Origin of the sequence: Flavobacterium lindanitolerans, assembly GCF_002846575.1 — a bacterium.
GTDB lineage: Bacteria > Bacteroidota > Bacteroidia > Flavobacteriales > Flavobacteriaceae > Flavobacterium > Flavobacterium lindanitolerans.
Genome location: NZ_PJND01000007.1, coordinates 2,073,821 through 2,098,629, shown reverse-complemented (window position 1 = coordinate 2,098,629; position 24,809 = coordinate 2,073,821). Strand labels below are relative to the sequence as shown.

Genomic DNA, 24,809 nt, shown 5'->3' with positions numbered 1-24,809 from the left:
GTACCCTAAATACCACAATCAATTATGTCCGTATCAAAGACATCAACTATTGAAAGGATTATTGCTTTGGCAAACGAACCAATGGTTCTGTTAGACAAAGATTTTGCTATCCTATATGCCAATGCCTCGTTCCATATAAAATTCAACCTGCCGGAATTGGCCTCTAAAAACAGAAATTTTCTTGAGGTCATAGAGAGTTCTTTTGATACCCATCCGCTAAAACTTCTTTTTTGGGATGTGTTGAAAACAAAAAGCATAGTTAAGGAATACGAAATCAACTCTAAAAATTCGGAAAACAATAAAATTTCATTCAATGTTGAGGCTATAGAGGCAGACGGTGAAACATTCCTGCTTCTGGCTTTTAATACCAATAAAGAAACAGAACAGTTGCAGTCCTTTCTGCAGTCAGTGCTAAATTCAACAAATTACGGTATTGCAAGCTATGAGGCGATGTACAATAACCATGGCATGATTAATGACTTCAGAATTACCTATACAAATCCTGAAGTCCCTAGAAATTTTGGACTTGAACCCAAGGATGTCATCGGGAAAACCTGTCGGGAAGTATACCCCGGGATTTTTAAAAATGGGATTTTCGAAAAAATGGTTAAGTGTGTGGAAACCGGGCTACCTGACAGTTATGAAATTGCAGCAATCCATAACAATAAGACCTTGTGGTTAAATGCAACAATTGAAAAGGCCGGCAATGCGGTTGCAGTAACTTCAAAAAACATAACTCATGAAAAAACAGCCGCCTTAGAAATTGAGGCCATCAATGCATTACTTCTCAACAAAAACAAAGAACTCGAACAGCAATTACTTAAGGAATTTTCTGAAAGTTTCTATTCGTATGGAAATGGCGAAGAATTTTTTAGTTCCCTATTACTTGAAATAGCCACAAAAACAAAGATGGACTATGTCCTTTTGGGCGAGGTACAACTAAACGAATTGGGAGAAGAAATTATAAAAAGTATTTCGGTGATAGCTTTTGGAGAAATTGCGGATAATTTCAAATACCCGATAAAAGACGGCCCTTGTGATGAAGTCATTAAAGGTCATTATGCCTGTCATCCGCGTGACAGCCAAAAACTTTTCCCGGAAAGCAAAACGCTTTCGGATTTGAATGTAGAAGGCTATATTGCCTATCCGCTTGTAGGTTCTTCAGGAAAAGTAATCGGGCTTATTTCTGTACTGCACCAAAGTGAAATACACGATATTGCCTACATAGAATCCTTGCTTAGAATTGCTGCAAAAAGAAGCGAAATAGAATTTGAGCGCTTGCAAAATGAAAAACTTTTAGAGATGAAAAACAAGGAATTGGAAAGGCAAAATGTCGAGCTTGCCTCATTTGCCTATATTTCCTCTCATGACCTTCAGGAACCGCTCCGCAAAATACAACTCTTCGCCAGCCGTATACTTTTTAAAGAAAAGGCAAATTTTAGCGACTCTTCCCTGGCCTATTTCCAGAGTATTACAAATGCAGCCAACCGTATGCAGAACCTGATTGAATCCTTACTCAACTATTCCAGTATGGATGCTTCAGAAATTCATTTTGTACCTACAGATCTCAATACAGCAATAGATGACATTAAAAATAATATGACGGACATTCTTGAAAAAAAGAATGCCCGCGTTGAAGTTGGAAAACTGCCTACGCTTTCTGTCATTCCGATTCAATTTCAGCAGCTGCTCACCAACCTGATTTCAAATGGACTGAAATACAGCAAACCAGATGTTCCTCCGGTTATAAAAATAGATGCCGAGCTTGTCACTTCGGAAGAACTCGTCGGAAAACAATTCTGGAAACTGGATATTGCCGATAACGGAATTGGATTTCCACAGGAATACGAACAGCAAATCTTCGAATTATTCAAAAGGCTTCATGGCAAGTCAGACTATGAAGGCACAGGAATAGGCCTTGCCATCTGCAAAAAAATAGTGCAGAAACATGACGGCTTTATACGTGCCCAGGGCATACCCGGTGTAGGTTCTATATTTTCAATATATCTTCCTGTTGTATAATCAGGCAACAAGATTATTGAATTTTTCCCTGTAGGCTGTCGGTGTCATTCCAACATTTTTTTTGAACAGGCTTCGGAATGATTTCAAGTCGTTATAACCCGACTCAAACATCACCTCCATTACGCTCTGTCTCGAATGCTCCAGCATCTGTTTGGCTGCTTCAATCCTTGTTTTCTGCAAATATTCTATAGGAGTAATCCCGGTTACCTGCTTAAAACGCCTTACCAGATTTCGTCTGCTTGCCGGAACATCCGTAATAATTTCTTCAATAGTATTGGCTTCCCTGAAATTCTTCTTAATAACTTCCTGCGTCTGCTTAACCAAATCATCACCATGATCTTCGGCCGGAGCAAACGTACCGAAATAAGTCTGCTGATTTCTATCCAAATCGACAGAAAACACCTTTGCCGTTTTTACTGCCATTTTTCGGCTGCAAAAATTCTCAATAAGACGCAACATCAAATGGAAACTATTGGTAGCACCTCCACTCGTGTAGACTCTTTGTTCTTCTGTAACCACCGCATCTACTTTTAAATTTACGGCAGGAAAAGCTTGTGCAAAGGCATATTCGGCATTAATATGGGTGGTCGCAGGCTTGTTGTCAAGCAAACCGGTAGAAGCTAAAAGAAAAGCTCCCGTACAAAAACTTGCAACCGAAGCTCCCCTTTCATATTGTTGCCGCAACCATTGTATCCATCTCATATTGAGCGAAACTGCTTTTGGTACAACATCATGCTTAAAAGCCGGGATAAGCAAAATATCATATGTTTTTTCGGAATCAGGTCGCATCAGATTATATTCAGAATAGGTCTGCGATACCTCATCCATATGCAAAAGAGTAATATCAAAAAAAGGGGCCTTCCCTTCCTCTGCATAAAACTTATTCACGGTCTCAAATACGTCAAGCATAGCTGCAACGCTTAGAAGCCTGTGTTCTTGTGTAAGCAAAATACCTAATTTCATAGCTAATTTTTTTAGGAGAAACAAATATAAAATTTTTTGTCTTAAATCCCCCCTTATAATGACTTTAAACCACTCCGTTTAAGCATTTTTTTTGAATTAATTTTATCAAACAATATAAAAGACAAAATTTAATTCAATTTTTAACGCTAAATATTAACGATATGAAAATCACAACCACAAGCAACAGAATGTTTTCCCTGCTTGTCTTATATGATATGCAGACGCTCTATTTTGAACGGGCACTGGAAAAAATTTCTGATGAAGATGCCCACAAAAGATTAGACACAAAAGCAAACCATATAGCATGGCTCACCGGAAGTTTAGTCCAGCAACGCTACGAAATTGCAAACCTGCTGGGGTATTCCGAAAAACAGAAGGCATCTGAATTGTTTCAGGATGGAAAAGGCATACAGGATGGCCTGAAATATCCATCGCTATCACAATTTAGAGACGATTGGAAAAAAATTAGTCCGGTATTGAAAGATCTCCTGGCTAAGATAACGGATCAAAAACTGGATGAAAAATTTGAGATGATGCCCGGCATGTCACTTACTTATTATGAACTGATAACTTTTATCATTTACCGTGAAGCCAACTGCATTGGTCAGATAGCCTTATGGAGACGACTTTTAGGCTATGAAGCCTTACGATATGACGATATGTAAATCCAAAATACAGAATCATGTTAAACAACAGTAAAGCATTTAGTGGATTTTCTGTAGATGATAGCCAAAAAGCTAAAAAATTCTACGGAGAAATATTAGGTCTGGATATAGAAGAAGACGCAGAAATGGAAGGAATACTAACCTTAAAACCCGCCGGAGGAAATTCAATAATTATCTATACCAAAGAAAATCACGAACCGGCTACCTACACCATTCTCAACTTTCCCGTCAAAGATATTGAACAGGCAGTAGATGAACTCACGAAACGAGGCATAGTTTTCGAACAATATGGCGGAAACATAAAAACCGACAAAAAAGGGATTTTTAGAGGTGGAGGCCCGCTTATTGCCTGGTTCAAAGACCCGGCAGGAAACATTCTCTCTGTACTTCAGGAAGAATAACACAAAATCAATTCAAATACGAACAATTAATCAAAATCAAAATGGCAACAATCAACACTTATCTGAATTTTAATGGCAATACAGAAGAAGCCTTTAATTTTTACAAAGCTGCTTTTGGCGGCGAATTTGCAGTCGTGATGCGATTCGGGGATACTCCGGGATGCGAGGAAATGCCCGCTACAGACAAAAACAAAATCATGCATATTGCTTTGCCAATTGGCGGAAATATGCTGATGGGAACCGATGTTCCGGAAACAATGGAACAGGTAAAAAACGGAACCAGTGTGTCCATTTCAGTCAATACCGATTCAGAACAGCAAACCAGAGATCTATTCGAAAAGCTTTCCGCAGGAGGCGATGTCAAAATGCCTTTAGATAATATGTTCTGGGGTGCCTTATATGGTATGTTTACTGATAAATTTGGTATTCAGTGGATGCTCAATTATGAATATGAAAAATAATAATAAACACTATGGCAACACAAATTTTTGTAAACCTTCCCGTAAAGAACCTTAACCGCTCTATTGAATTTTTCAGAAAACTAGGTTACACTTTCAATCCTCAGTTCACAGATGAAAATGCTACATGCATGATTATTAGCGATACTATTTTCGTGATGTTGGTAGTCGAACCTTTGTTCCTGAACTTTACCAAAAATGAGCTTTGTGATACACGCAAGTATACGGAGAGCATCATTTGCCTTTCGGCAGAAAGCCGTGATGCCGTAGACGAAATGGTGAAAAAAGCCATCGCTGCCGGTGCTACAACACCGGTTGACAAACAGGATCATGGCTGGATGTACGGACACGGGTTTCAGGACCTGGACGGACACCTCTGGGAAATTGCCTATATGGATATAAGCGCAATGCCACAATAAAAAACACGGCTTTGGCCGTGTTTTTTTTATTTAAGATGCTAAATTGCTGAGGTTCTAAGATGCTAAGATTGTAAACTTCTCAAATCTGCACTACTTTCTCTAACTCGTATTAATCCGCATTCTAAAAAAGACGCTAAGATATTAAGATTCTAAAGCGGTAAGTTTCACAAATCCGCGCTAATTTCTGTAATCCGTGTTAATCCGCGTTCTAAAAAAGGCGCTAAGATATTAAGATTCTAAAGCGGTAAGTTTCACAAATTCGCGGTAATTTCTTCTAATCCGTTAAATCCACGTTCTAAAAAAGATATTAAAATACTAAGGTTTCTGAGTTGCTTAGTTTATATCCTTACATATGTAAAAGTACTTTATGGATAACGAGAGTTTTTTACCGTTTTATTCAAAAAGAGCAAAAACGCGATATACTACAATCACCGTCATGGCAAACAAAATATAAGCAGCTACCAACGGAAGATAATAATCCTGAAAACGAGCTTTTGAAACAGAAGAAACACGGAAAAGAAAAAACCAGTAAAAAATGGCTCCCAGTCCGGTAATAATGCCAAAAATAAGACCGCAGAACCAGGTTGGATCAATATCCGTGTGCGTCCAGATATAATGATAGCAAAGTACTACAAACAATCCTGCAAGATAACGGACACCTTGCTCCCATGTCGATATATGATTCAGGGATTTGTTGTGGGCCAGTTTTGATAAAACCAGGCTCAAAACTACCGGTTCTTTAAAAATATGCTGAAACCGATTGGATACATAACCGCTAAAAACCGTCATAACATAGGTTCCCGCCAAAGCTGCAAGGCAAATTTTCACAAGTTCCATACTAAATTGATTTTAATTAAAGTTTACAATTAAAATCGATTTTGGTTTTATATAATTTACAGAAAAAATTATACCCTTTTTATGCTTTTCAAATGATATAAAAATTAATCACAATTATATAACCTCTTTGAAATATGCGGTCGTAACTTTGATACTATAAAATTGAAGAACTATAATAAAAACCGATAATAAAAATCACAATTAAAATTTCAATTTCAAGATCTCTTGAGTTTGTATTTATTTTTGAGGTTTATTATTTGTTTGAAATCCCCATCTAACGATGGGGATTTTTATATCTATGCTAATCCGCTCTCAAAATGCAGCTTGCATCTTTTAATATCTTCTTCAATAGTATTCTCTAAAATTGGGGCCAATACTTTACCAATTGTTTCTCCTATAGTACCAAAAGGAAGATAATAAGCAATTATAACATATAATCTTGTTCTTCCATCACCGTTATCAAAAAACTGGACACTTCCTATATTATGAATCAAAGCATCTGAAAAGGAACGCCAACGAATTTCTTTATCTTTTTCATCTTTGATAATAGCTGCTTTCCATGGAATAGTTCCAAGATTTCCCGGGATTTTCATCCTCCATTCCGAAGTTTCATCATCAAGAACATCAACACTTTCCAGATGTTTCATAAACAATGGCAGATTTTCAAAATTGCGCCAAAAATCATATACTGCTGAAACCGGCTTATCAATAATTATCTGAGTCTTAATCAGTATATTTTTGGATTTTTCGACTTTTGGTTTGTCTTTCAGTAATGCATATCCAAAACAATGACCACTGGTTCCCCTAAAAATCATAAATCCGGCTAACAATGCGCCCGGCAGGTTTTTTGGCTTTTTAACTAAGGCATCATAAAGCAGTACTGAACCTGATAAAACAGAAAGTAGCCTTTCTGTATTCCCAACATTGACCTCCAGGTCAGACAATCGGGAAATTACCTCTTGTGCTTTCATATTCAACAATTTAATTTCTATTAAATGTAGAACTAAAAATTCAAATCTATTTTACTGCATATTGGCATTAACCAAGTTTTAACGTCAATGAGCTTTTCAACCATATATCCAAATCACATCATAAGAGTTTTGAATTATTACTAATTATTCTTTAAAATTTTAACTTTTTTTAACATTTAAAAAGAATTATATAAACATCATTGAAAATAATATAAAGAATTAACACGTCTTACTATTGAAATTTGTAAAAACAGCTAGTAAACTAGTACAAATAACTAACCTAAAAAACAGTGTTATGAAAAAAGTAAAAATTTTAGCTATGGCTATTTTAGCCATCAGTTTTGGGGCTTGTTCAAGTGATGACGATTCATCAAACAACAACATGGGAAGTATCGCAGGAAGATATAACCTGACAGAATTCAACACCGGAGCAGCAACGGATTTTAATCAAGACGGAACAGCATCCACCAATCAAATGGATGAAAGCAGTTGTTATGATGCAAGAAGAATCGACTTCAATTCAGACAATACTTTCACCTATGATATGGATTATATCCTGATTGATACCAGTACAGGTGTTGCAGTTTGTGCAGATAATACGGTAAGTGGCACATGGACTGCTACCAATAGCGTTATAACCGCTACGTACGAACAGGAAAATGGCACAGAAGTAACCTTAAACTTTGTAAGGTCTAACAACGGCAGAACGCTAACCCAAACAACAACCTTGACAACCTATCCTGACAGAAATTCGGAAGGTGTGGCATACAATAGGGTTGGTAGCGTTACAACGGTATTTACCAAACAATAACCAATAAGTATTTACAAAAACTGCTTCTCTAAGGGAAGCAGTTTTTTTATGTCCAATTCCCGCTTTTGTAACCTATCCAAACATATAAAAATTTTATCCAATTGTATAAGTAAAAAAGCGCTTTCAAGTTAGAACTTTGAAATAAATCAACTTAAAAACCAAACTGTTATGAAAAATTCCAATTCTTCTGCAACACCAAAAAGCAGAACTACCACAACAAAAACCGGTAATAAAAATTCTCAGTCAAAAACAGCATCAGCTTCGCGTTCGCAAACTGTAAAACCAAAATCGAATGCTGCCGAAGGTTTAAGAGAATTGTTCATTGACCAGCTAAAAGATATTTTCTGGGCAGAAAAAGCGCTTTCTAAAGCACTTCCTAAAATGGCTAAAAATGCCACAGCAGAAAATTTAAAAACAACAATCGAAGACCATCTGGAAGTAACCCTCGAGCAAATAACAAGACTTGAACAGGTATTTGAAAGCATCGGGAAAAAAGCCACTGCAAAAAAATGCGATGCAATGGAAGGACTCATTAAAGAAGGAGAAAGCATATTAGAAGAAACAGAACCGGGAGCCGTGCGTGATGCCGGTATCATAGCCGCTGCGCAAAAAATAGAACACTATGAAATTGCCAGTTATGGAACACTCTGCACTTTTGCCAAAATATTAGGAGAAGACGAAGTGGCAAAGCTTTTGGAAATAACATTAAATGAAGAAAAAGAAGCAGATGTTATGCTCACTCAGGATGCTAACAACACCATCAACTTTGATGCCGCCGATGACATTGACGAAAACGAAGAATAACCTAAAAAAAGACAGTATGAAACCAGTATATGACAGTCCGGAAGAAGATGTATATCCTGATCAGAACAGCCCGGATTCAAATACCCTCAAAGCAGAAAATGATAAAAGAGATATCGATAATCCGAAACTGAACAGGGATAATAATAATCCACACGACAAAGACAGGGATTTTGACGATGAAGATGAAGATAATGATGACTTTCTCGATGATGGCTTTGAGGACGATGACGATTCTTTAACCGATGATGAAGAATATGATGACGATCCGCAAGAGACAAAACGGAATCAGAAACGCACCGGAACCGACACCAACCCATAACCATAATTCCTAAGGATGACGGAGGCTTTTGCCTCCGTTCTTATTTCAGACAGGACGTGAAAAGCATGTTAAAGCAATTCCGTTTCTTACCATAAATTGATAAATTTAAGTACATATAAAAAGAAATACTATGAAAGCAATCTGGAAAGGAGGTATCAGTTTTGGCCTGATTAATATACCTGTACGACTCTTCAGCGGTTCGGTCACACATAGAATTGATTTGGATATGATTCGAAAAAAAGACCACTGTGCTATCGAATTTGTCCGGGTATGTAAAAAAGACGGAAAAGAAGTTCCCTGGGAAGATATTGCCAAAGGTTACAAAAAAGAAAACGGAGATTATATTGTACTTGATCAATCCGATTTTGCTAAAGCAATGCCTGAAAAGACACAGACAATAGACGTTTTTGAATTTGTGATGGAAGAGGAAATCCCGGCACAATATCTCGAAAAACCTTACATAGTTGAACCGGCAAAAGAAGCCAAAAAAACATATGTCTTATTGCGCGAAGCATTAAAAAAGTCGGGGAAAGTTGGACTGGCGAAATTTGTACTCAGAAACACGGAACATTTAGGCATCCTCAAAATTGAAGACAATGCTATCCTGCTAATCCAAATCCGTTTTGACCAGGACCTCAGAAATCCTTCCGAAGCCAAAATTCCAGATGATGTCAAAATCTCCAAAAAAGAACTTGATATGGCAATAAACATTATAGACCAGCTTACTGACAAATTTGAACCTGAAAAATATAAAGACACCTATAAAGACGAGCTTCTGAAAATCATCAGGAAAAAAACCAAAGAGAAAGGGAAGCCGGCAAAAAAAGAAACTGAAACTGAAACCAAACCGAAAGCCAAAAAAGAAGCTGCCGACGATTTATTGGAACAATTAAAAGCAAGCCTCGAAGCAATAAAGAATTAATTACCGCTTAATCATTCCTATTTGGCTTAAAAGAATAAAATCATGGGACTTGAAAAATATAATAAGAAACGAGACTTTTCCAAAACCCGGGAACCTAAAGGAATTAAAAAAACTTCCAAAGGCAAATTGTCGTTCGTCATTCAAAAACACGCTGCCTCTCGCCTGCACTATGATTTCCGATTAGAAATTGATGGCGTTCTGGTTAGCTGGGCCGTGCCAAAAGGTCCTTCTGCCAATCCATCAGACAAACGTCTGGCAGTTCAAACCGAAGACCATCCCATGGATTATTTTGACTTTGAAGGAACTATTCCAAAAGGAGAATATGGCGGTGGCACCGTAATGGTATGGGATTATGGAACCTATCGTCCGGAAAATCCCGAAAAGATTATTAGTCAGGATAATAAAATAATGAAGAAACAACTGGCAGAAGGTGCTATCAAAATCATAATTGAAGGTAAAAAATTATCCGGCGCCTGGCATTTGGTCGAAATGAAAGGCAAAGATAACCTCTGGCTATTAATGAAATCAAAAGACGAATTTTCAGGAGCCAATGTGAAGTTCGACGAAAACTCAGCCATTTCAGGATTGGATTTTAAAGGAATAGAAAAAAACGGAGCCGTATACAGTTCTGAAAAAGGCAAAAAACTTTCAAAAACCGAAATAGAAAAAGAAGAAAAAAAAGACCCGGAAAAGAAAAAGCCCAGGCAAACCTTAATCCGAAATGAAGCCGACTTTTCTGCCGAAGACCTCGTCGATGCAGAAAAAATAAAATCTTTCCCAAAAGATTGGCGACCACAACTTGCCACGCTTGCCGAAGAACCTTTTGATAATGAAAACTGGCTTTTCGAAAATAAGTTTGACGGCTATCGTGCTTTGGCACAGATCCAAAAAAACAAGGTCAATCTCATTTCCAGAAACGGTATTTCTTTTAATACAAAATACGAAGCCGTTGCCAAAACCTTAGAGAACATAAAGGACGATGTAATATTAGATGGTGAAGTCGTTGTAGAAGACACCAAGGGAAAAAGTCATTTCCAATGGTTGCAGCATTTTGACGAAAATCCTGAAAAAGGCAAATTGAAATTTTATGTCTTTGACCTACTTTACTTCAACGGCTATGATTTGAGACAACTTGAACTCCAACTGCGAAAAAAAATCCTAAAAGCCATCCTGCCGAAATCAGACACTATTGTATTTTCATCCCACACCGTAGGTCGGGGAAAGGAAACCTTTGAAGCCATACAAAAATTAGGAGGAGAAGGAATCATTGCCAAAAAAATTACTTCAAAATACCATCAGAACCAACGAACCAAAGACTGGCTCAAAAACAAAACCATCAAACAACAGGAAATGGTAATTGGCGGTTTTACAGAACCTCAGGGAAGCCGAAACGGATTGGGTGCACTACTCTGCGGTTATTTCGATGGTAATGAATTTATATATTCAGGTAAGGTTGGAACCGGTTTCGATGATGCCACTTTAAAAAAACTTCGCTCAAAACTTGATAAAATGAAGCGGAAAACGAGTCCTTTCAAAACTGCGCCAAAATTTCCCGCAACACATTGGGTCACTCCTGAACTGGTAGCCCAATTAAAATTTACGGAATGGACAGACTCCGGCAGTATGCGCCATCCCGTTTTTCTGGGATTAAGGGAAGATAAAAAAGCCCATGAAGTGAGCAGAGAAAAAGAAACACCAACAAAAGAAGCTGTAAAAGAACTACAATCAAAAGCAGCAAAAACTGATAAACCCGAAAAGACCAAAACTATGGATATTCCCGAAAGCAAGACCGAATTTTCTAATCTGGATAAAATATTCTGGCCCAAAGAAAAATATACCAAAGGTGATGTCATAGCTTATTACGATACGGTGGCAGAATACATACTTCCCTATCTTAAAGACCGTCCGGAATCTTTAAGACGAACTCCAAACGGAATTACCAAAGACGGTTTTTTTCAGAAAAATGTAGAAGGACAGGTTCCGGATTGGATTAAAACCAGAAAGCTGAAATCAAAATCAACCGATGAAACCATAACCTACCTGCTCTGCCAGGACAAAGACACCTTGCTCTTTTTGGCCAATTGGGGTTGTATTGAAATCAATCCGTGGAGCAGCCGTGTGGGTACGCTCAACAATCCGGATTATATTATTTTTGACCTGGACCCAAACGAAGCCGGTATGGAAAAAATCATCAAAACAGCGCTCACTTTAAAAGAAATATTAGATTCACTGCAAGTGCCAGCCTATTTAAAAACCTCCGGCGGAAAAGGACTGCATGTTTTTATCCCCATACTCCCAAAATACACTTATAACCAGACACGCACTTTTTCACATATTGTCAGCCAGATGGTACTCAAAAAACTTCCGGATATTGTGAGTCTCGAAAGAAGTCCTTCCAAAAGAAAAGGAAAAGTCTATCTTGACTACCTGCAAAACGGAAAAGGAAAAACTATGGCCGGTATCTATTCGTTACGTCCCAGAGAAAATGCAACAGTAAGTACTCCTTTAGAATGGGAAGAAATCGATTCAAAATTGGATTTCAGTAATTTTAATATCAAAACGGTTCCAGTACGTCTGAAAGAAAAAGGTGATTTGTGGAAGAACTTTTTTAAGGAAAGTATTGATTTAAAATCAATTTTGGATAAGATTTAAAAAGTCACTCAAAATTACATCAAGTTCAAAACTAAATTTGTTAGTTTTTTTCTGTCATTTTGGGAAGTATTTAATAAAAGTAAACTTTTAAATTCTTAAATTTAGAGTGAATAAAAACAAAATACGCTTGAATAAGTACGTCAAAAAAGGACTCAAAATTATTGGTTGGACCCTGGGAGGAATTCTCGGTCTACTTCTACTAATTATAATTTTAATACAAATTCCTTATTTCCAAAACCTTATTAAAGACAAAGCCGTTTCCTATCTTGAAGAAAAAATTAAGACGCCGGTTGAAATTAAACGAATCGAGATTGGGTTTCCTAAAAAAGTAATTGTCGAAGGTATTTATTTTGAAAGCCGGGAAGGCGATACGCTTTTGGCTGGCGAAAAGCTGAAAGTAGACATCAGCCTGTTTAAATTATTGCGAAACAAGGTAGAAATCAATTCTATTGACCTGCAAGGAATCACAACAACTATAAAAAGAGACAAAGATTCCGTATTCAATTTCGACTATATCATCAAAGCCTTTGCTTCCGAAGAACCCAAAAAAGAAGATTCGGAACCGATGCAGTTTTCTATAAAAAAAATAAACCTTGATAAAATCAGGGTTCGCTTTGACGATCAGATTTCAAAAAACGACCTGACCGCCTACCTGCAGCATTTTGATACGAAAATCACAAAATTCGACCTTGAAAAAATGGATTTTGAAGTGCCGAAAATCAATCTGGATGGCTTTAAATTAGTGTTGAAACAAGGCGAAATTGTAGAAGAAGTTGCACAAAATACAGTTGAGGTTGCGGATGAAGCCGTGCGAAGTCCCGAACTCAATCTGAAGCTGGGAGAAATCAACCTTGCCAACATCAATATTGGCTTTGATAATGCAGGAACCCGCCTGAATACAGGCGTAAATCTGAAAAAATTACTTGTTGAATTTAATGCGATAGACCTCAAAAAGCAATACATTGACCTTAAAAATTTCGAAATTGATGGTATAAAAGGCGGGCTCACATTTGGCAAACTCGACAAAAAAATTGCGGTCAAGACACCCGATTCTTTAAAAGCAACCGCACCAAACTGGAAAGTAAAATTAGAGACGACCTCTCTAAAAAATATTGCGTTCCGTTTTGACGATGAAAATGCAGTAAGGGCTAAAAAGGGAATTGATTACAAGCACCTCAATCTTGACAATGTAGAGCTTCAGGGTGAAAAACTCTATTACAGCGCCGATACTATTTCAGGAAATATACAGTCATTTAGCATGAATGACCACAGTGGTGTGGCTATCGAATCCTTTCGAACCGATTTTTTCTATGGTACAAAAAGAGCCACGCTTAAAAAATTATACCTGAAAACGCCTCAGACTGAAATCAAAGACGAAATCAACATTACCTATGACAACATTGCTACCATTGCAGACAATTTAGGCAACCTCGGAATCAAGGCCTCACTTAAAGACAGCCGTGTTGGTTTTAAAGACATATTGCTGTTTGTACCTACTCTTGAAAATACAAACCCATTTAAAACCAATCCGAATGCGGTAATGTATATTAATAGTGAAGTCTACGGAAAAGTTAGCGACATCACCATTCCTAACCTTGAAATCAGCGGTATTGGAACAACAGTCGTCGCAGCCAGTGGCAGAATTACAGGACTTCCTGATGTAGAAAAAACCTACTTCGATTTAAAAATCCGCGAACTCAAAACCTCTTCAAAAGACATCAATACCTTTGTTCCGGAAGGCACAATTCCCTCCAATATCCAACTTCCGGCACAACTGTCATTGAACGGTTTTTTCAAAGGCTCTGTCTCTAATTTTAATACAGACATGGCCCTGGCAAGCAGTTTCGGAAAAGCCAAAATAAAAGCCACATTCGACCAGAGAAGAAAAAACCATGAAAAATACAATGCCGATGCCACAATCGACAATTTTGATATTGGCAAGCTGCTCAAAAACGACTCGCTCGGAAAAATAAGCCTTAGGGCTAAAGTCAACGGAACAGGACTGAATCCTAAAACAGCAAATGCAACTGTTGACGGCAGGCTGGTAAAAGCAGAATTTAATAGATATGTTTATCGTGACCTGAAACTAAAAGGTGCCATACAAAACGGACAATTTAACGTCAAGGCCGGAATGGATGATGCCAACCTGACATTCGTTTTGGATGCGGAAGGAAACTTTAAGGACAAATATCCGGCTGTTAAACTAAAACTCAATACTGATATTGCCGATTTGGAAAAACTCAACCTGCATGCCGGTCCTCTAAAAATTCGTGGTAATGTATATGCAGATATCACCAGCTCTGACCCTGCTTTTCTAAACGGAAGAATCGACATTCATAATGTGCTGGTTGCAGATGCGAAAGAAACCTATGCCCTGGATTCTATAAAAATAGCGGCCATATCTACTGCAGAAAGTGATACCATCACGTTAAAATCGCAATTTATTGATGCTTCACTTACCGGAAAATTCCAAATTGACCAGGCTCCAACGGCATTAACCAATTCAATTGCCAAATATTACGATACCAACCCAAAAGGAAAAAAACTGGCAACCAAACCACAACAATTTGACCTTAAAGTAGGAATCAAAGATGACCCTATTCTGCTAAAGCTTGTACCGGAACTCACCAGTATTTCTCCTATTCAAATCACCGGAAGATACAATAGCGAAGGCGACAGCATTACTGTAAACGGAAAAATTCCAAAAATTATATACGGTGCGAATACTATCACAAATGGTGAATTGGATATCGAAACCGCAGATAGTGCATTAGTATACAGCCTGGTTATAGACGACATCAAAAACTCACAGATTAATCTGCCTTATACCAGCCTTTCCGGTGAAGTAAAAAACAACAAGATCAACTATACGCTACTTGTGAGAGATAAAAAAGATGAAGACCACTATCTGATAGCCGGAAACCTGATGTCTGCCGAAGGTTATACGCAAATTTCCCTGGAACCTGATGGTCTGGTATTAAACTATGAGCCTTGGGATATTGAAAGAGACAACATTATACGGTTTGAAGACAAGGGTATCTATGCGGATAATTTCGAATTAAGCAATGATGGAAGCTCCATAAAACTCCAATCCCAATCCGAAAAGCCAAATGCACCGGTAGACGTGACTTTCAACGATTTCAAAATTGAAACCATTACCAGTGCTATCCAAAAAGACACGCTTCTGGCAGGTGGAAAAATTGATGGAAACGTATTGCTTAAAAACCTGACCGGAAATGCCACTTTCACTGCCGACCTGAATATTGAAGATTTCAGTTTCAAAAAAGACACTATAGGAAACATCAGCATTAAGGTAGATAATGAAACAGCCAATACACTCGATGCCCATGTCGCTATTACCGGAGATGGCAATCAGGTAAACCTTGATGGAATTTACAAAACAGACAACAGTACTTTCGATATGACACTGGATATCGAAAAACTCAACATGAAAGCCATCCAGGGATTTACAATGGGCAATCTTACAGAAAGTACCGGATTCCTGACAGGAGATTTTAAAATCACCGGAAGCACAAAACAACCAAGTGTTATTGGGGAATTGCAGTTTAATGAAGTTGGATTCAAAGTAAAACAGCTTGCTTCCAAATTCAAATCCATAAACGATAAGATTTCGTTTACCAATACCGGAATTGGCTTCAATAATTTTTCAATATCTGATGCCGAAGACAATCTTTTGACGGTTAACGGACGCATACTTACAACCAATTACAGTGATTTCGGTTTTGACCTAAAAATCAAGGCAGACAATTTCAAGGCACTCAACTCCAAAGAAAAAGACAATGACCTTTATTATGGCGTTTTGGTACTCGATACAAATCTTAGCGTAAAAGGAGACCTGAACAAACCCGTAGTTGACGGTACACTCAAAATAAACAAAGACACGGACCTTACAATCGTACTGCCCCAATCCGACCCGTCTTTGGCCGATCGTGAGGGAATTGTAGAATTTATCGACCAGGATGAAGTACAAATTGACAAGCGTTTTACAGCTCCTACCGAGGCACTGACACAAACCCAATTTAAAGGTATGGACGTTTCCGTAAACATCGAAATCGTAAAAGAAGCTGAGCTGACAATGATTATCGACAAAGGAAACGGAGACTACTTAAACCTGAAAGGCGAAGCCCAGCTCACCGGCGGTATCGATGAATCCGGAAAAACAACACTCACCGGAAGATACGAATTCAACGAAGGTGCTTATCAAATGAACTATAACCTCATTAAAAGAAAATTCGATATCAAGGAAGGCAGTTATATACTTTGGACGGGAGAACCTACTTCGGCAGATGTCAACATTACTGCCGTTTATGAAATAGAAACCGCTCCTATTGATTTGCTGGACAATCAGCTGGGCAATGCCGCACCAGCCGTTCGGAACACCTACAAACAAAAAATTCCGTTCCAGACGTTATTGAAAATGAATGGAGAATTACTGAAACCGGAAATTACTTTTGATATTGTACTTCCGGATGGAAATTATGGCGTAGCTACTGAAATCATTTCTGCGTCAAAAACAAAACTGGCACAGCTTCGCCAGGAGCCGGGCGAACTTAACAAACAGGTCTTTGCACTCTTGCTGTTAGGCCGTTTTATTGGTGAAAATCCTTTTGCCAGTGATGCGGGAGGAACAAGCGCTGGAGCAATTGCCAGACAAAGTGTGAGCAAAATCCTGTCACAGCAACTGAATAATCTCGCCAGCGACCTGATTCAGGGCGTAGAACTTGACTTTGACCTGCAATCCAGAGAAGACTATACTACAGGTTCAAGAGAAGACAGAACCGACCTTAATGTAGGCCTGTCAAAACGATTGCTGAATGACCGGCTAAAAGTAACCGTAGGAAGCAGCTTTGGCATTGAAGGTCCTCAACAGGCCAATGAAGAAACTACAAACATTGCAGGAGACGTTTCTGCCGATTACCAATTGACCAAAGATGGACGCTATATGGTTCGTGCCTACAGAAAAAATCAATACCAGGTTGCCTTACAGGGACAAGTTGTTGAAACCGGAGTAGCTTTTATCATTACAATGGACTACAATAAATTCCGGGAACTTTTTCACAGAACCGAAGAAGAAAAAAGAATGATCAAAGAAACCCGAAAACGAGAAAAAGAACTGCGGGAAAAACAAAAAGAAAAAGAAAGATTAGCCAAAGAAAAAGAAGAAAATGAAACAGACAATGAAAACTAGCCTGAAATATACGCTCTTTTTTACCTTACTTTTCTTGTATGGCTGTAGCAATCTGAAATATCTTGAAGAAGGCGAAGCACTCTATGTAGGCGGTAAGGTAAAAGTAGAAGACTCACTCCTATCCCGAAAAGAAAGAAAAAATCTGGAAAAAGAACTGGAGCCACTGTTACGCCCGTTGCCTAATAAAAAATTCTTAGGGCTCCGCCCTAAACTTTATTTCTATAACATTGCCGGCGAGCCTAAAAAAGACAAAGGTTTTAGGTATTGGCTCCGCAATAAGGTAGGAGAACCGCCTGTGCTTTTCAGTCAGGTCGATTTGGAATACAACGAAAGCATACTTCAAAATTATGCCGAAAACAAAGGCTATTTTAAAGTAAGAACAGAATCCGATTCAACCAGAACAAGCCGTAACAGAAAAGTCACGGCAGAATATACCGTACGCCCTGGCAAGCAGTACAAAATCAAAAGCGTTACGTTTCCTTCCGATTCTTCAGAACTATCAAAAAATATTGCCCGATTACAGCGTCGAAGCAGGTTAAAAGTAGGCGATGCTTATAGTCTTGACAATATTAAAGATGAAAGAGAACGCATCGATACCCGCCTAAAAGAAAAAGGCTACTATTATTTCAGTCCTGATTTTATTTTGGTACAGGTCGATAGTACGGTAGGAAAACAGGAAGTAGATTTAATTGTTAAGGTAAAAAATGAAACGCCGGAACGTTCCAAAAAAATTTACAAGATTAATGAAACCTATATTTATCCGAATTATTCCCTGACAGCAGACAGTATTTCTGAAGATAAGTCGTATGCTGAAAAATATAAGGACCTTACCATTATTGACACGACAAAAACATTTAATCCGCGTATTTATGACAGGACTTTATATTTCAAAAAAGGCGATGTCTACAACAGAACAGACCATAACCTTTCGCTCAATCGTCTGGTCAATCTGGGAACCTTCAAGTTTGTAAAAAATGAATTCCGTGTTTCAGATTCTATTGATGATGCACTGGATGCCTATTATTATCTCACGCCACTTCCTAAAAAATCCATCCGTGTAGAAGTATTGGGTAAGACAAACTCTGCCAACTACACCGGAACAGAGCTAAACGTCAACTGGCTCAACAGAAATACTTTCAAAGGAGCCGAACTACTCACGATTACTGCTTTTGGCGGTATGGAAGTACAGGTTTCCGGCCAGAATAAAGGCTATAATGTTTTCCGTTTTGGAGGTGAAACCAGCCTGATATGGCCGCGTTTTATTGCGCCTTTCAAATTTGAATCCGGTAGCGGATTTGTACCCAAAACCAGGGCATTAATAGGCTATGAACATCAGGAACGCCAACGTCTTTATACTCTAAATACTTTTAAAGGTTCTTTTGGTTATTTATGGAAAGAAAATGCCCGAAAGGAACACCAGCTGAATCTTACTGAAGTTACCTATGTAAGTTCCGGTAATGTTTCAGCAGAATACCAGGCACAAATTGACGGAACAGAGGAAACGCCCGGAAATCCTTCCTTAGCGCGCGTTATTGAAAAGCAGCTGATTTTTGGTCCTACTTATTCCTATACCTATACCAATACGATGCGAAGAAGACGCACAAATACTTTCTATTACAAAGGCAGCATAGACCTTTCAGCTACGGCAACGGGATTAATTATGGGAGGCAATTCAGACAATCCGAAACAGATTTTGGGTGTTCCGTTCAGCCAGTTTGTAAAATTGGAAAATGAATTCCGCCATTACCTAAAACTTGGAAGCGATTCACAACTGGCCAGCAGAATTATTGTGGGTGTAGGAATACCTTACGGAAACTCAAGAGAACTTCCTTTTATCAAGCAATTTTTCATAGGCGGAACTAACAGTATCAGGGCATTCAGGGCCCGCTCTATTGGTCCCGGAACTTATAACCCGAATGTAGAAGAAAGTTCCTTCCTGCCCGACCAATCCGGAGATTTGAAACTGGAACTGAACACAGAATACCGCGCCAAATTATTTAGCATTGTTCATGGTGCCTTATTTGTAGATGCCGGAAATATCTGGCTGATGAATGATAATGAAAACAAAGCAGGTGCCCGTTTTTCGAGTAAATTTATAGATGAGCTTGCTGTTGGTGCAGGTGCCGGTCTGCGATTTGACCTTTCATTTTTGGTCTTACGTTTGGATTTGGCTTTTCCTCTCCGCAAGCCTTATCTTCCTGAAGGCGATCGTTGGGTAATTGATAAAGTAAGATTTGGTGACCCGGATTGGAGAAAAGAAAATCTGGTTTTTAACCTGGCGATTGGCTATCCATTCTAATACTTTTCGTCCTTGCGCCTTTGCGTGAAATAATTGCTCGCAAAAACTCGCAAGCATAAAGCTTATTGCCTATTGCTTATCGCCTAAATCGACTTCCTCATTTCGTTTTTTCTTACTAACGAGTCTGATTTTTATTTTTCCGTCATCACCGTCTGATGCCAGGAGATGCAGTACTATACCTCTGTTTCTCCTTTCTTCCAGCTTTTCCTTATCGGTTATATCCTTATCATTTTTAGGATTCCGGAGTGGTACGTCAAGCGCTATATTCGTGCCTTTCCCAAAAGAATAGATTCCGGCAATATCCATATTCAGTACGCTTGAATTAATCTGCATTGGGTGAATCGTTACCTTTTCTCCACTTATGTCGAAATTACCTTTCAGGTTGCTGAATGTAATATTATCCAAATCGCGAAAAGGAAAGGCAAATTTTCCGGCACTTTTAATTGGTTGAAAGCTAATGAGGGCACCATTTTTAAGGGCGAAACCAACCGTTCCGTTCATAGAATTGGGCACCAACTTACCTTCATTTGAAATAGTTCCGGAAATGGTTGCGGAAGTCGTCAGATAACCTTTCAGGTTTTTTGATTTCAGAGATTGCATATCAAAATCATTAAACGCATAGAAAAATTTTTCTATCGCCACATTAGACACATTGGCCTTCATCGAAAAATTATTTTTTGTTTTTCCCTGCTGTACAGAACCGCTGAGATTTACCTGACCTCCTGCGTGATGTACAACTGCATTTTGTATTGTAATTCCGGAGTCCGAAAGCAGTATGGCCGCTTTTGTATTGGTCGCGGTAAATTTATTATAGTAGAATTTGTCTATCTGGACATTCAGGGCGACATTGCTCTTTTCAAAAAGAAAATCCAATTTATCGTTCACATTCCCTTTTTTTGTTTTTACCGGAGCACGCTTCACTGTTTTACGATTATCCAAAAAACCTAGAAATTCTCCCAAATACAGTTGAGGACTTGTTACTTTCCAATTCAACACCAGTTTTTCAGGCTCCGTATAATACAGGTTAAGGAAATTTTGAATACTTCCTTCCATATTGACAATACTTTTACCACTTTGTAATCTGATATTACTGATAAATAAATCCTTATCTGTAAAATTCAGAGCTACATTCGTGTTTTTGAATGCCAGATTTCTTGGCACGTAACGCATATCTCCGTTTTTAATGGCAACCAACCCTGAAACAAAAGGCTTCGTAATTTCAAAATCAACAATATCGGCTTTAAATTGAAATTCAACATCTGCATTGCCTTTGGAAAATACCATCAGATTCCTGTCAACAGCATTATTTAATTTTTCAAGGGGAAATTTCGCCTTAAAAACACCCGAGGCAATAGGCTTGCTGAAATCATTAATTATGGCAGAATCCATCACAAAAGGAATCTCTTTATAATCGCCTTTGAATCCCATAAGCTTAACGACAGAATTAGGGTCGTTAAATCCTTTGCCTTTAACCAATTCATTGGTATACATTCCGTTGAAGCTGCAATTATCAATAATTCCGTCAGGAATATGAAGGCGATTATTTTTGACAACCGCTTTTACCAAAAATAACGGGTCGCCTTCAGCATTCAAATCACCAATAATATCACAATTGACATCGATGGGTTTTTCCAAATCAAACCGGTTCAATTGCCGGCTGATATTGTTTGAAAGCAGATTGGAAGCATTTTTCCATAAAATATTATCTGCCCTGATATGCAGTGAAAAGCCGGAATTGTTTTTACCAACATTAAATTTTCCTCCAATATTGAAGACATCACTGCCTATTTCCAAATCATTTGGGTCAAAAACAATCGTTTCTGCTTTTTCATTATAAGCAATATCAAATTTGCCATTTAATGTTTTGTCCTTAATAAAACTTCCGTGCACCGTATTAAAAGCCAGACTTTGGGCAGAAGCATCTAATTTTACAGCCGCTTTCCAGCCTTCCGAGTTATAATCCAATCGTCCTTTCAGGTCATTGATTGAAAATTTAAAAAGTTTTTTCCCTTTGAGATTTTCAGAGATAAAAACAACATTGTGCAATTCAAAAGCCTTTATTTCTGCAAAAGAGCTGCCTTCACCAGAAGCTTCCTTTTCTTGCTTTGGTTTAAAAATCGCCGTATTACTATAACCGTTTTCGGCAACAAACAAATGAATCTTTGCCTCATTGATAGCTATCTTCTTAATCTCTAATGTTCCTCTTAGAAAAGCCAGCACATTAATCGAAACATTAAAATCTTCGGCCTGCAGCAGTGTATTTTTATGGGAGTTCCAAAGGCTGTCTTTTAAAACCGCATTTTTTATCCTTAATGAAACACGCGGAAATCCTTGCAAAAAAGTAGGCTCCATACTTTCTGCTGTAAATTTACCATTGATATTTTCGTTGATTTTTTGATTGATTGAGGCTAAGATTTCTTCCTTATGGGTATTGACATAAAAAGCAAGTCCTATGTACAGTATAATGATTAGCAGAAATACCCCTGACAAAACCCTAAATGAAATCCTAACCCAACGAGGCAGGCCGCTTATTTTTTCAAGGAATCTGGAAATTACAGCTTTTATTTGCATGGGCTATCATCTATTGACAGGCGTCAGTATCTAAATTTACAATAAATCATTGAAGATTGGCATAAAAATAAAAAAAGCTTCCGTTTTTAGAAGCCTTTGCTTTTTCGTGGTAAGATTAAATGTCAGAAACTTTGCGGCTCTGCGCCTTTGCGAGCAATAATTTCACGCAAAGACGCAAGGGCGCAAAGCATTGAATATTCAAATGCATATTCCGGTAATTACTGAAAATCAATTATACCGAAAGTTTTCCTTCTATACTGTCGTCTAGTGGTTTTCCAATAATGGCACCTACAGCTATTTTCAATAGCGATACCATCTTGCCGCTTTTGGTATCCCAATAATAAACATAATCAGGCTGAACGCGGATTACGGTAACATTCGGGTCATCTTTACCTTTTGAAAACCATGCTTTTGCAATGGGACTCCATTTGTCTTCGATGGTCGATTTATCCCGGTAGATAAATGCTTTTCCGTATACATTCAGATACTCTGAACTTGAATTCTTTGCAAAAAGCAATTGTACATTTTCGTCTTGTTTTATCTCGAAATTCTTATCGCTATCGGCACCGCTCAAAAACCATATGTTTCCTGATTCATCTACTTCCTGTACGCTCATTGGCCGTGTTGAAAACGGCGCATGCGTCAAATCCGTGCAAAACATACAAACTCTGATATCTTCTGCCAGTTTTTTCAATTTCGAGACAGCATCTTCGCTGCTTAAGTTTTTATAATCTCCCATGACGTTATTTTTTAGTTGGTTATTCTTTGATATCAATTTTTTCCGAAGTCCAGTCAACAGCACGTGCCATATCGTCCTTTCGGAAAACCTTAAATTCTCCAGGCATAATTTTGCTGAAAAAAGAAGTGAATTTGTCGACCGTTTCGGAATCGGAAATAATAGCGGCCCGGTTCCATTTGGTAATATTTTTGATACCCAGCAAGGCATCCTGTATCCAGGCCCCAAAAGTAAAATCGGCCGGAGAATTATCTAAAAAAAGCAAATAATTGAGCTTGCCTGTTGTTTCGACAAGCTCAGAAACTTTTTTATTTACGAGTTTAAAATCGTCCTGTGTAACCTCGCCACTGGAGCGAAAACCGACCATATTTTGTGGCAGGTTGTGGATTTGTTCTATCATAACAGTGAGTATTTTGGTTAGGGTCTTACTCAAAGTTACGCCATATAAAACGGGAGCTATGTTATTGATATCATAATGTTTGCCAACAAAATCCTAAATAACTATAGTTGTTTTTCCATGATATAATCTTCCATCAGGTAGCCATTTCCAATATTTATATCTTCTTCCCCTTTTTTCTCAAATCCGATTTTGACATAAAACTCATAGGCAGAATTGTAACGATTCACATTTAAGGAAAGTATCGTATTTTTATTTTCTTTGGCTTTTTCTACTATGTAATCAAGTAGTTTTTTTCCAATTCCTTTGCCCTGTGTTTCGGGAAGGATATAAATTTTATGGATTTTGGTCTTTGGTTCTCCTTTATAGTTAAATTCATAAGAAGCAAAACCCAAAGGTATTCCGTCCTCTTCTGCAAGAATAAAATGGTGTCCTTTACTGTCTGCCTGTTCTTTTAGCGCATCAATGCTATACATCATAGCAAACATATAGTCAATCTGTTCTGGTGAAAGAATATGCCCATAGGTTTTAGGCCAGGTTTGTTCCGCAATCTTTCGTACGGCATTATAATCGGTAGTTTTGGTAATCGTAATCATTTATTTTATGCTTTTCGTATAGTGTTGATTGCTTCGACCCATTCGGTTTTATGGCAAACTTCACAATGTGCTTTTCCTGCCTCGACTTCTTTCGTATGTCCACAAAAAGTACATGAATAGAAACCTGCTCCGGGAATGGTCTGGCTCTTTTTTTCAAATAACTGCGGCAAGATAGGCAATCCGTATTTTACATCCTTGTCTTCATAGAAAAAAATACTCACCTCTCCGGATGTTTCAAGATAGGCATTCCTCACCTGTCCAAGATGTTCAATTGAACGAAGTCTTAATTCCGAAAAAAATTCATCCTGCGCCAATCCCTCTCTTTCAAAACTGGCTATAGAAAATTTCCCGTTTTCAATCAGGCATTCCGTTTTTCCTTCGACCAGATTTTCAAACCATTTAAACTTACCAGTTAGCATGGTCACAAACCGATACAGCAAAATGATAACAATAAAAACCGTAATGGCCGGAATCAATCCTACATCTTCATAGAACATAGGGTCGCCGGCTGCAGAACCTAAAGCAATAATGATAACAGTCTCAAAAATCGAAAGCTGCTTCACTCCTCTTTTTCCGGTAAACCGCAATGTAATCAACAGGACAATAAACATAATGACCGACCTGAAAATTACCTCGAAAAGAAACTCGAAAGGATGATTGTTTATAAGCAGCCTTTCCCATTCAAAAATAGAATACATCTTTTAACCCTTTTTTTTATTTGAATTTACTAATTATGCCTTGCTCTTAGTGAATTTTT

The 24,809-nt window shown here is 38.1% G+C and carries 20 protein-coding genes; 12 read left to right on the top strand and 8 right to left on the bottom strand.

Annotated features, from left to right (window positions below; genetic code table 11):
• The first annotated feature begins 24 nt into the window (after positions 1-24).
• The gene (locus tag B0G92_RS09345) at positions 25-2,022 is read left to right on the top strand and encodes an ATP-binding protein (protein WP_101471901.1); all 1,998 of its coding nucleotides are present in this window, start codon (positions 25-27) and stop codon (positions 2,020-2,022) included.
• Here the strand turns inward: B0G92_RS09345 and B0G92_RS09340 are convergent, their stop codons facing one another.
• Positions 2,023-2,985, bottom strand: coding sequence for a GlxA family transcriptional regulator (locus B0G92_RS09340; protein WP_056071112.1), 963 nt, complete (start codon positions 2,983-2,985; stop codon positions 2,023-2,025).
• Between the two features lie 161 nt (positions 2,986-3,146).
• On the opposite strand from B0G92_RS09340, the gene B0G92_RS09335 reads away from it, so the two are divergent.
• Genes B0G92_RS09335 through B0G92_RS09320 form a run of 4 tightly spaced genes read left to right on the top strand, consistent with a single transcriptional unit; the run spans position 3,147 to position 4,928 of the window.
• Positions 3,147-3,650 carry a DinB family protein gene (locus B0G92_RS09335; protein WP_101471900.1) on the top strand — a complete coding sequence of 168 codons (504 nt, stop codon included), beginning with the start codon at positions 3,147-3,149 and terminating at the stop codon, positions 3,648-3,650.
• Between the two features lie 17 nt (positions 3,651-3,667).
• The gene (locus B0G92_RS09330) at positions 3,668-4,051 is read left to right on the top strand and encodes a VOC family protein (protein ID WP_101471899.1); all 384 of its coding nucleotides are present in this window, start codon (positions 3,668-3,670) and stop codon (positions 4,049-4,051) included.
• Positions 4,052-4,092: 41 nt separating this feature from the next.
• Positions 4,093-4,512 carry a VOC family protein gene (locus B0G92_RS09325; protein ID WP_056071103.1) on the top strand — a complete coding sequence of 140 codons (420 nt, stop codon included), beginning with the start codon at positions 4,093-4,095 and terminating at the stop codon, positions 4,510-4,512.
• 11 nt (positions 4,513-4,523) lie between these two features.
• Positions 4,524-4,928, top strand: a complete 405-nt coding sequence (locus B0G92_RS09320; RefSeq protein ID WP_056071101.1) for a VOC family protein — start codon at positions 4,524-4,526, stop codon at positions 4,926-4,928.
• Between the two features lie 393 nt (positions 4,929-5,321).
• Here the strand turns inward: B0G92_RS09320 and B0G92_RS09315 are convergent, their stop codons facing one another.
• Positions 5,322-5,765: a hypothetical protein gene (locus B0G92_RS09315; RefSeq protein ID WP_101471898.1), complete on the bottom strand. Its 444-nt coding sequence runs from the start codon at positions 5,763-5,765 to the stop codon at positions 5,322-5,324.
• Positions 5,766-6,061: 296 nt separating this feature from the next.
• Complete coding sequence (locus B0G92_RS09310; RefSeq protein WP_056071095.1) at positions 6,062-6,736, bottom strand: SRPBCC family protein; 675 nt, start codon at positions 6,734-6,736, stop codon at positions 6,062-6,064.
• Between the two features lie 295 nt (positions 6,737-7,031).
• Here B0G92_RS09310 and B0G92_RS09305 point away from each other — a divergent pair, with 295 nt between their 5' ends.
• The 7 genes from B0G92_RS09305 to tamL all read left to right on the top strand — a co-directional run bounded on the left by B0G92_RS09305 (position 7,032) and on the right by tamL (position 19,752).
• Positions 7,032-7,547: a lipocalin family protein gene (locus B0G92_RS09305; RefSeq protein WP_143395013.1), complete on the top strand. Its 516-nt coding sequence runs from the start codon at positions 7,032-7,034 to the stop codon at positions 7,545-7,547.
• Between the two features lie 168 nt (positions 7,548-7,715).
• Positions 7,716-8,351, top strand: coding sequence for a YciE/YciF ferroxidase family protein (locus B0G92_RS09300; protein ID WP_101471897.1), 636 nt, complete (start codon positions 7,716-7,718; stop codon positions 8,349-8,351).
• Between the two features lie 16 nt (positions 8,352-8,367).
• Positions 8,368-8,670 (top strand): hypothetical protein, encoded by a 303-nt coding sequence (locus B0G92_RS09295; RefSeq protein ID WP_143395012.1) that lies wholly within the window; start codon positions 8,368-8,370, stop codon positions 8,668-8,670.
• A 130-nt stretch (positions 8,671-8,800) separates the two neighbouring features.
• The gene (gene ku, locus B0G92_RS09290; RefSeq protein ID WP_056071085.1) at positions 8,801-9,592 is read left to right on the top strand and encodes a non-homologous end joining protein Ku; all 792 of its coding nucleotides are present in this window, start codon (positions 8,801-8,803) and stop codon (positions 9,590-9,592) included.
• 42 nt (positions 9,593-9,634) lie between these two features.
• A complete protein-coding gene (gene ligD, locus B0G92_RS09285; protein ID WP_101471895.1) occupies positions 9,635-12,244 on the top strand; it encodes a DNA ligase D in 2,610 nt (869 codons plus the stop codon).
• Between the two features lie 127 nt (positions 12,245-12,371).
• Positions 12,372-17,453: a translocation/assembly module TamB gene (locus tag B0G92_RS09280; RefSeq protein ID WP_101472066.1), complete on the top strand. Its 5,082-nt coding sequence runs from the start codon at positions 12,372-12,374 to the stop codon at positions 17,451-17,453.
• The gene (tamL, locus tag B0G92_RS09275) at positions 17,443-19,752 is read left to right on the top strand and encodes a translocation and assembly module lipoprotein TamL (RefSeq protein WP_101472065.1); all 2,310 of its coding nucleotides are present in this window, start codon (positions 17,443-17,445) and stop codon (positions 19,750-19,752) included. Before B0G92_RS09280 ends, tamL begins: the two co-directional genes overlap by 11 nt.
• Before the next feature lie 69 nt (positions 19,753-19,821).
• On the opposite strand, the gene B0G92_RS09270 is transcribed toward tamL, so the two are convergent.
• From B0G92_RS09270 to B0G92_RS09250, 5 genes are all read right to left on the bottom strand, one after another.
• Positions 19,822-22,323, bottom strand: a complete 2,502-nt coding sequence (locus B0G92_RS09270) for an AsmA family protein (protein WP_218971850.1) — start codon at positions 22,321-22,323, stop codon at positions 19,822-19,824.
• Between the two features lie 232 nt (positions 22,324-22,555).
• The gene (locus B0G92_RS09265; protein ID WP_056071076.1) at positions 22,556-23,062 is read right to left on the bottom strand and encodes a pyridoxamine 5'-phosphate oxidase family protein; all 507 of its coding nucleotides are present in this window, start codon (positions 23,060-23,062) and stop codon (positions 22,556-22,558) included.
• Positions 23,063-23,081: 19 nt separating this feature from the next.
• Positions 23,082-23,459, bottom strand: a complete 378-nt coding sequence (locus tag B0G92_RS09260; RefSeq protein ID WP_101471894.1) for a SpoIIAA family protein — start codon at positions 23,457-23,459, stop codon at positions 23,082-23,084.
• A gap of 101 nt (positions 23,460-23,560) precedes the next feature.
• Positions 23,561-24,052: a GNAT family N-acetyltransferase gene (locus B0G92_RS09255; RefSeq protein ID WP_056071071.1), complete on the bottom strand. Its 492-nt coding sequence runs from the start codon at positions 24,050-24,052 to the stop codon at positions 23,561-23,563.
• Between the two features lie 5 nt (positions 24,053-24,057).
• Positions 24,058-24,750, bottom strand: a complete 693-nt coding sequence (locus tag B0G92_RS09250; protein WP_101471893.1) for a DUF421 domain-containing protein — start codon at positions 24,748-24,750, stop codon at positions 24,058-24,060.
• Positions 24,751-24,809 lie beyond the last annotated feature (59 nt).

Bases quoted from the DNA above. Each gene is read 5' to 3' on its own strand.
- B0G92_RS09255 (WP_056071071.1), bottom strand. From the start codon at position 24,052: ATGATTACGATTACCAAAACTACCGATTATAATGCCGTACGAAAGATT.
- B0G92_RS09320 (WP_056071101.1), top strand. From the start codon at position 4,524: ATGGCAACACAAATTTTTGTAAACCTTCCCGTAAAGAACCTTAACCGC.
- B0G92_RS09305 (WP_143395013.1), top strand. From the start codon at position 7,032: ATGAAAAAAGTAAAAATTTTAGCTATGGCTATTTTAGCCATCAGTTTT.
- B0G92_RS09270 (WP_218971850.1), bottom strand. From the start codon at position 22,323: ATGCAAATAAAAGCTGTAATTTCCAGATTCCTTGAAAAAATAAGCGGC.
- B0G92_RS09340 (WP_056071112.1), bottom strand. From the start codon at position 2,985: ATGAAATTAGGTATTTTGCTTACACAAGAACACAGGCTTCTAAGCGTT.
- B0G92_RS09300 (WP_101471897.1), top strand. From the start codon at position 7,716: ATGAAAAATTCCAATTCTTCTGCAACACCAAAAAGCAGAACTACCACA.
- B0G92_RS09325 (WP_056071103.1), top strand. From the start codon at position 4,093: ATGGCAACAATCAACACTTATCTGAATTTTAATGGCAATACAGAAGAA.
- B0G92_RS09345 (WP_101471901.1), top strand. From the start codon at position 25: ATGTCCGTATCAAAGACATCAACTATTGAAAGGATTATTGCTTTGGCA.
- ligD (WP_101471895.1), top strand. From the start codon at position 9,635: ATGGGACTTGAAAAATATAATAAGAAACGAGACTTTTCCAAAACCCGG.
- B0G92_RS09260 (WP_101471894.1), bottom strand. From the start codon at position 23,459: ATGATAGAACAAATCCACAACCTGCCACAAAATATGGTCGGTTTTCGC.
- tamL (WP_101472065.1), top strand. From the start codon at position 17,443: ATGAAAACTAGCCTGAAATATACGCTCTTTTTTACCTTACTTTTCTTG.
- B0G92_RS09315 (WP_101471898.1), bottom strand. From the start codon at position 5,765: ATGGAACTTGTGAAAATTTGCCTTGCAGCTTTGGCGGGAACCTATGTT.
- B0G92_RS09310 (WP_056071095.1), bottom strand. From the start codon at position 6,736: ATGAAAGCACAAGAGGTAATTTCCCGATTGTCTGACCTGGAGGTCAAT.
- B0G92_RS09330 (WP_101471899.1), top strand. From the start codon at position 3,668: ATGTTAAACAACAGTAAAGCATTTAGTGGATTTTCTGTAGATGATAGC.
- B0G92_RS09265 (WP_056071076.1), bottom strand. From the start codon at position 23,062: ATGGGAGATTATAAAAACTTAAGCAGCGAAGATGCTGTCTCGAAATTG.
- B0G92_RS09250 (WP_101471893.1), bottom strand. From the start codon at position 24,750: ATGTATTCTATTTTTGAATGGGAAAGGCTGCTTATAAACAATCATCCT.
- B0G92_RS09335 (WP_101471900.1), top strand. From the start codon at position 3,147: ATGAAAATCACAACCACAAGCAACAGAATGTTTTCCCTGCTTGTCTTA.
- B0G92_RS09295 (WP_143395012.1), top strand. From the start codon at position 8,368: ATGAAACCAGTATATGACAGTCCGGAAGAAGATGTATATCCTGATCAG.
- ku (WP_056071085.1), top strand. From the start codon at position 8,801: ATGAAAGCAATCTGGAAAGGAGGTATCAGTTTTGGCCTGATTAATATA.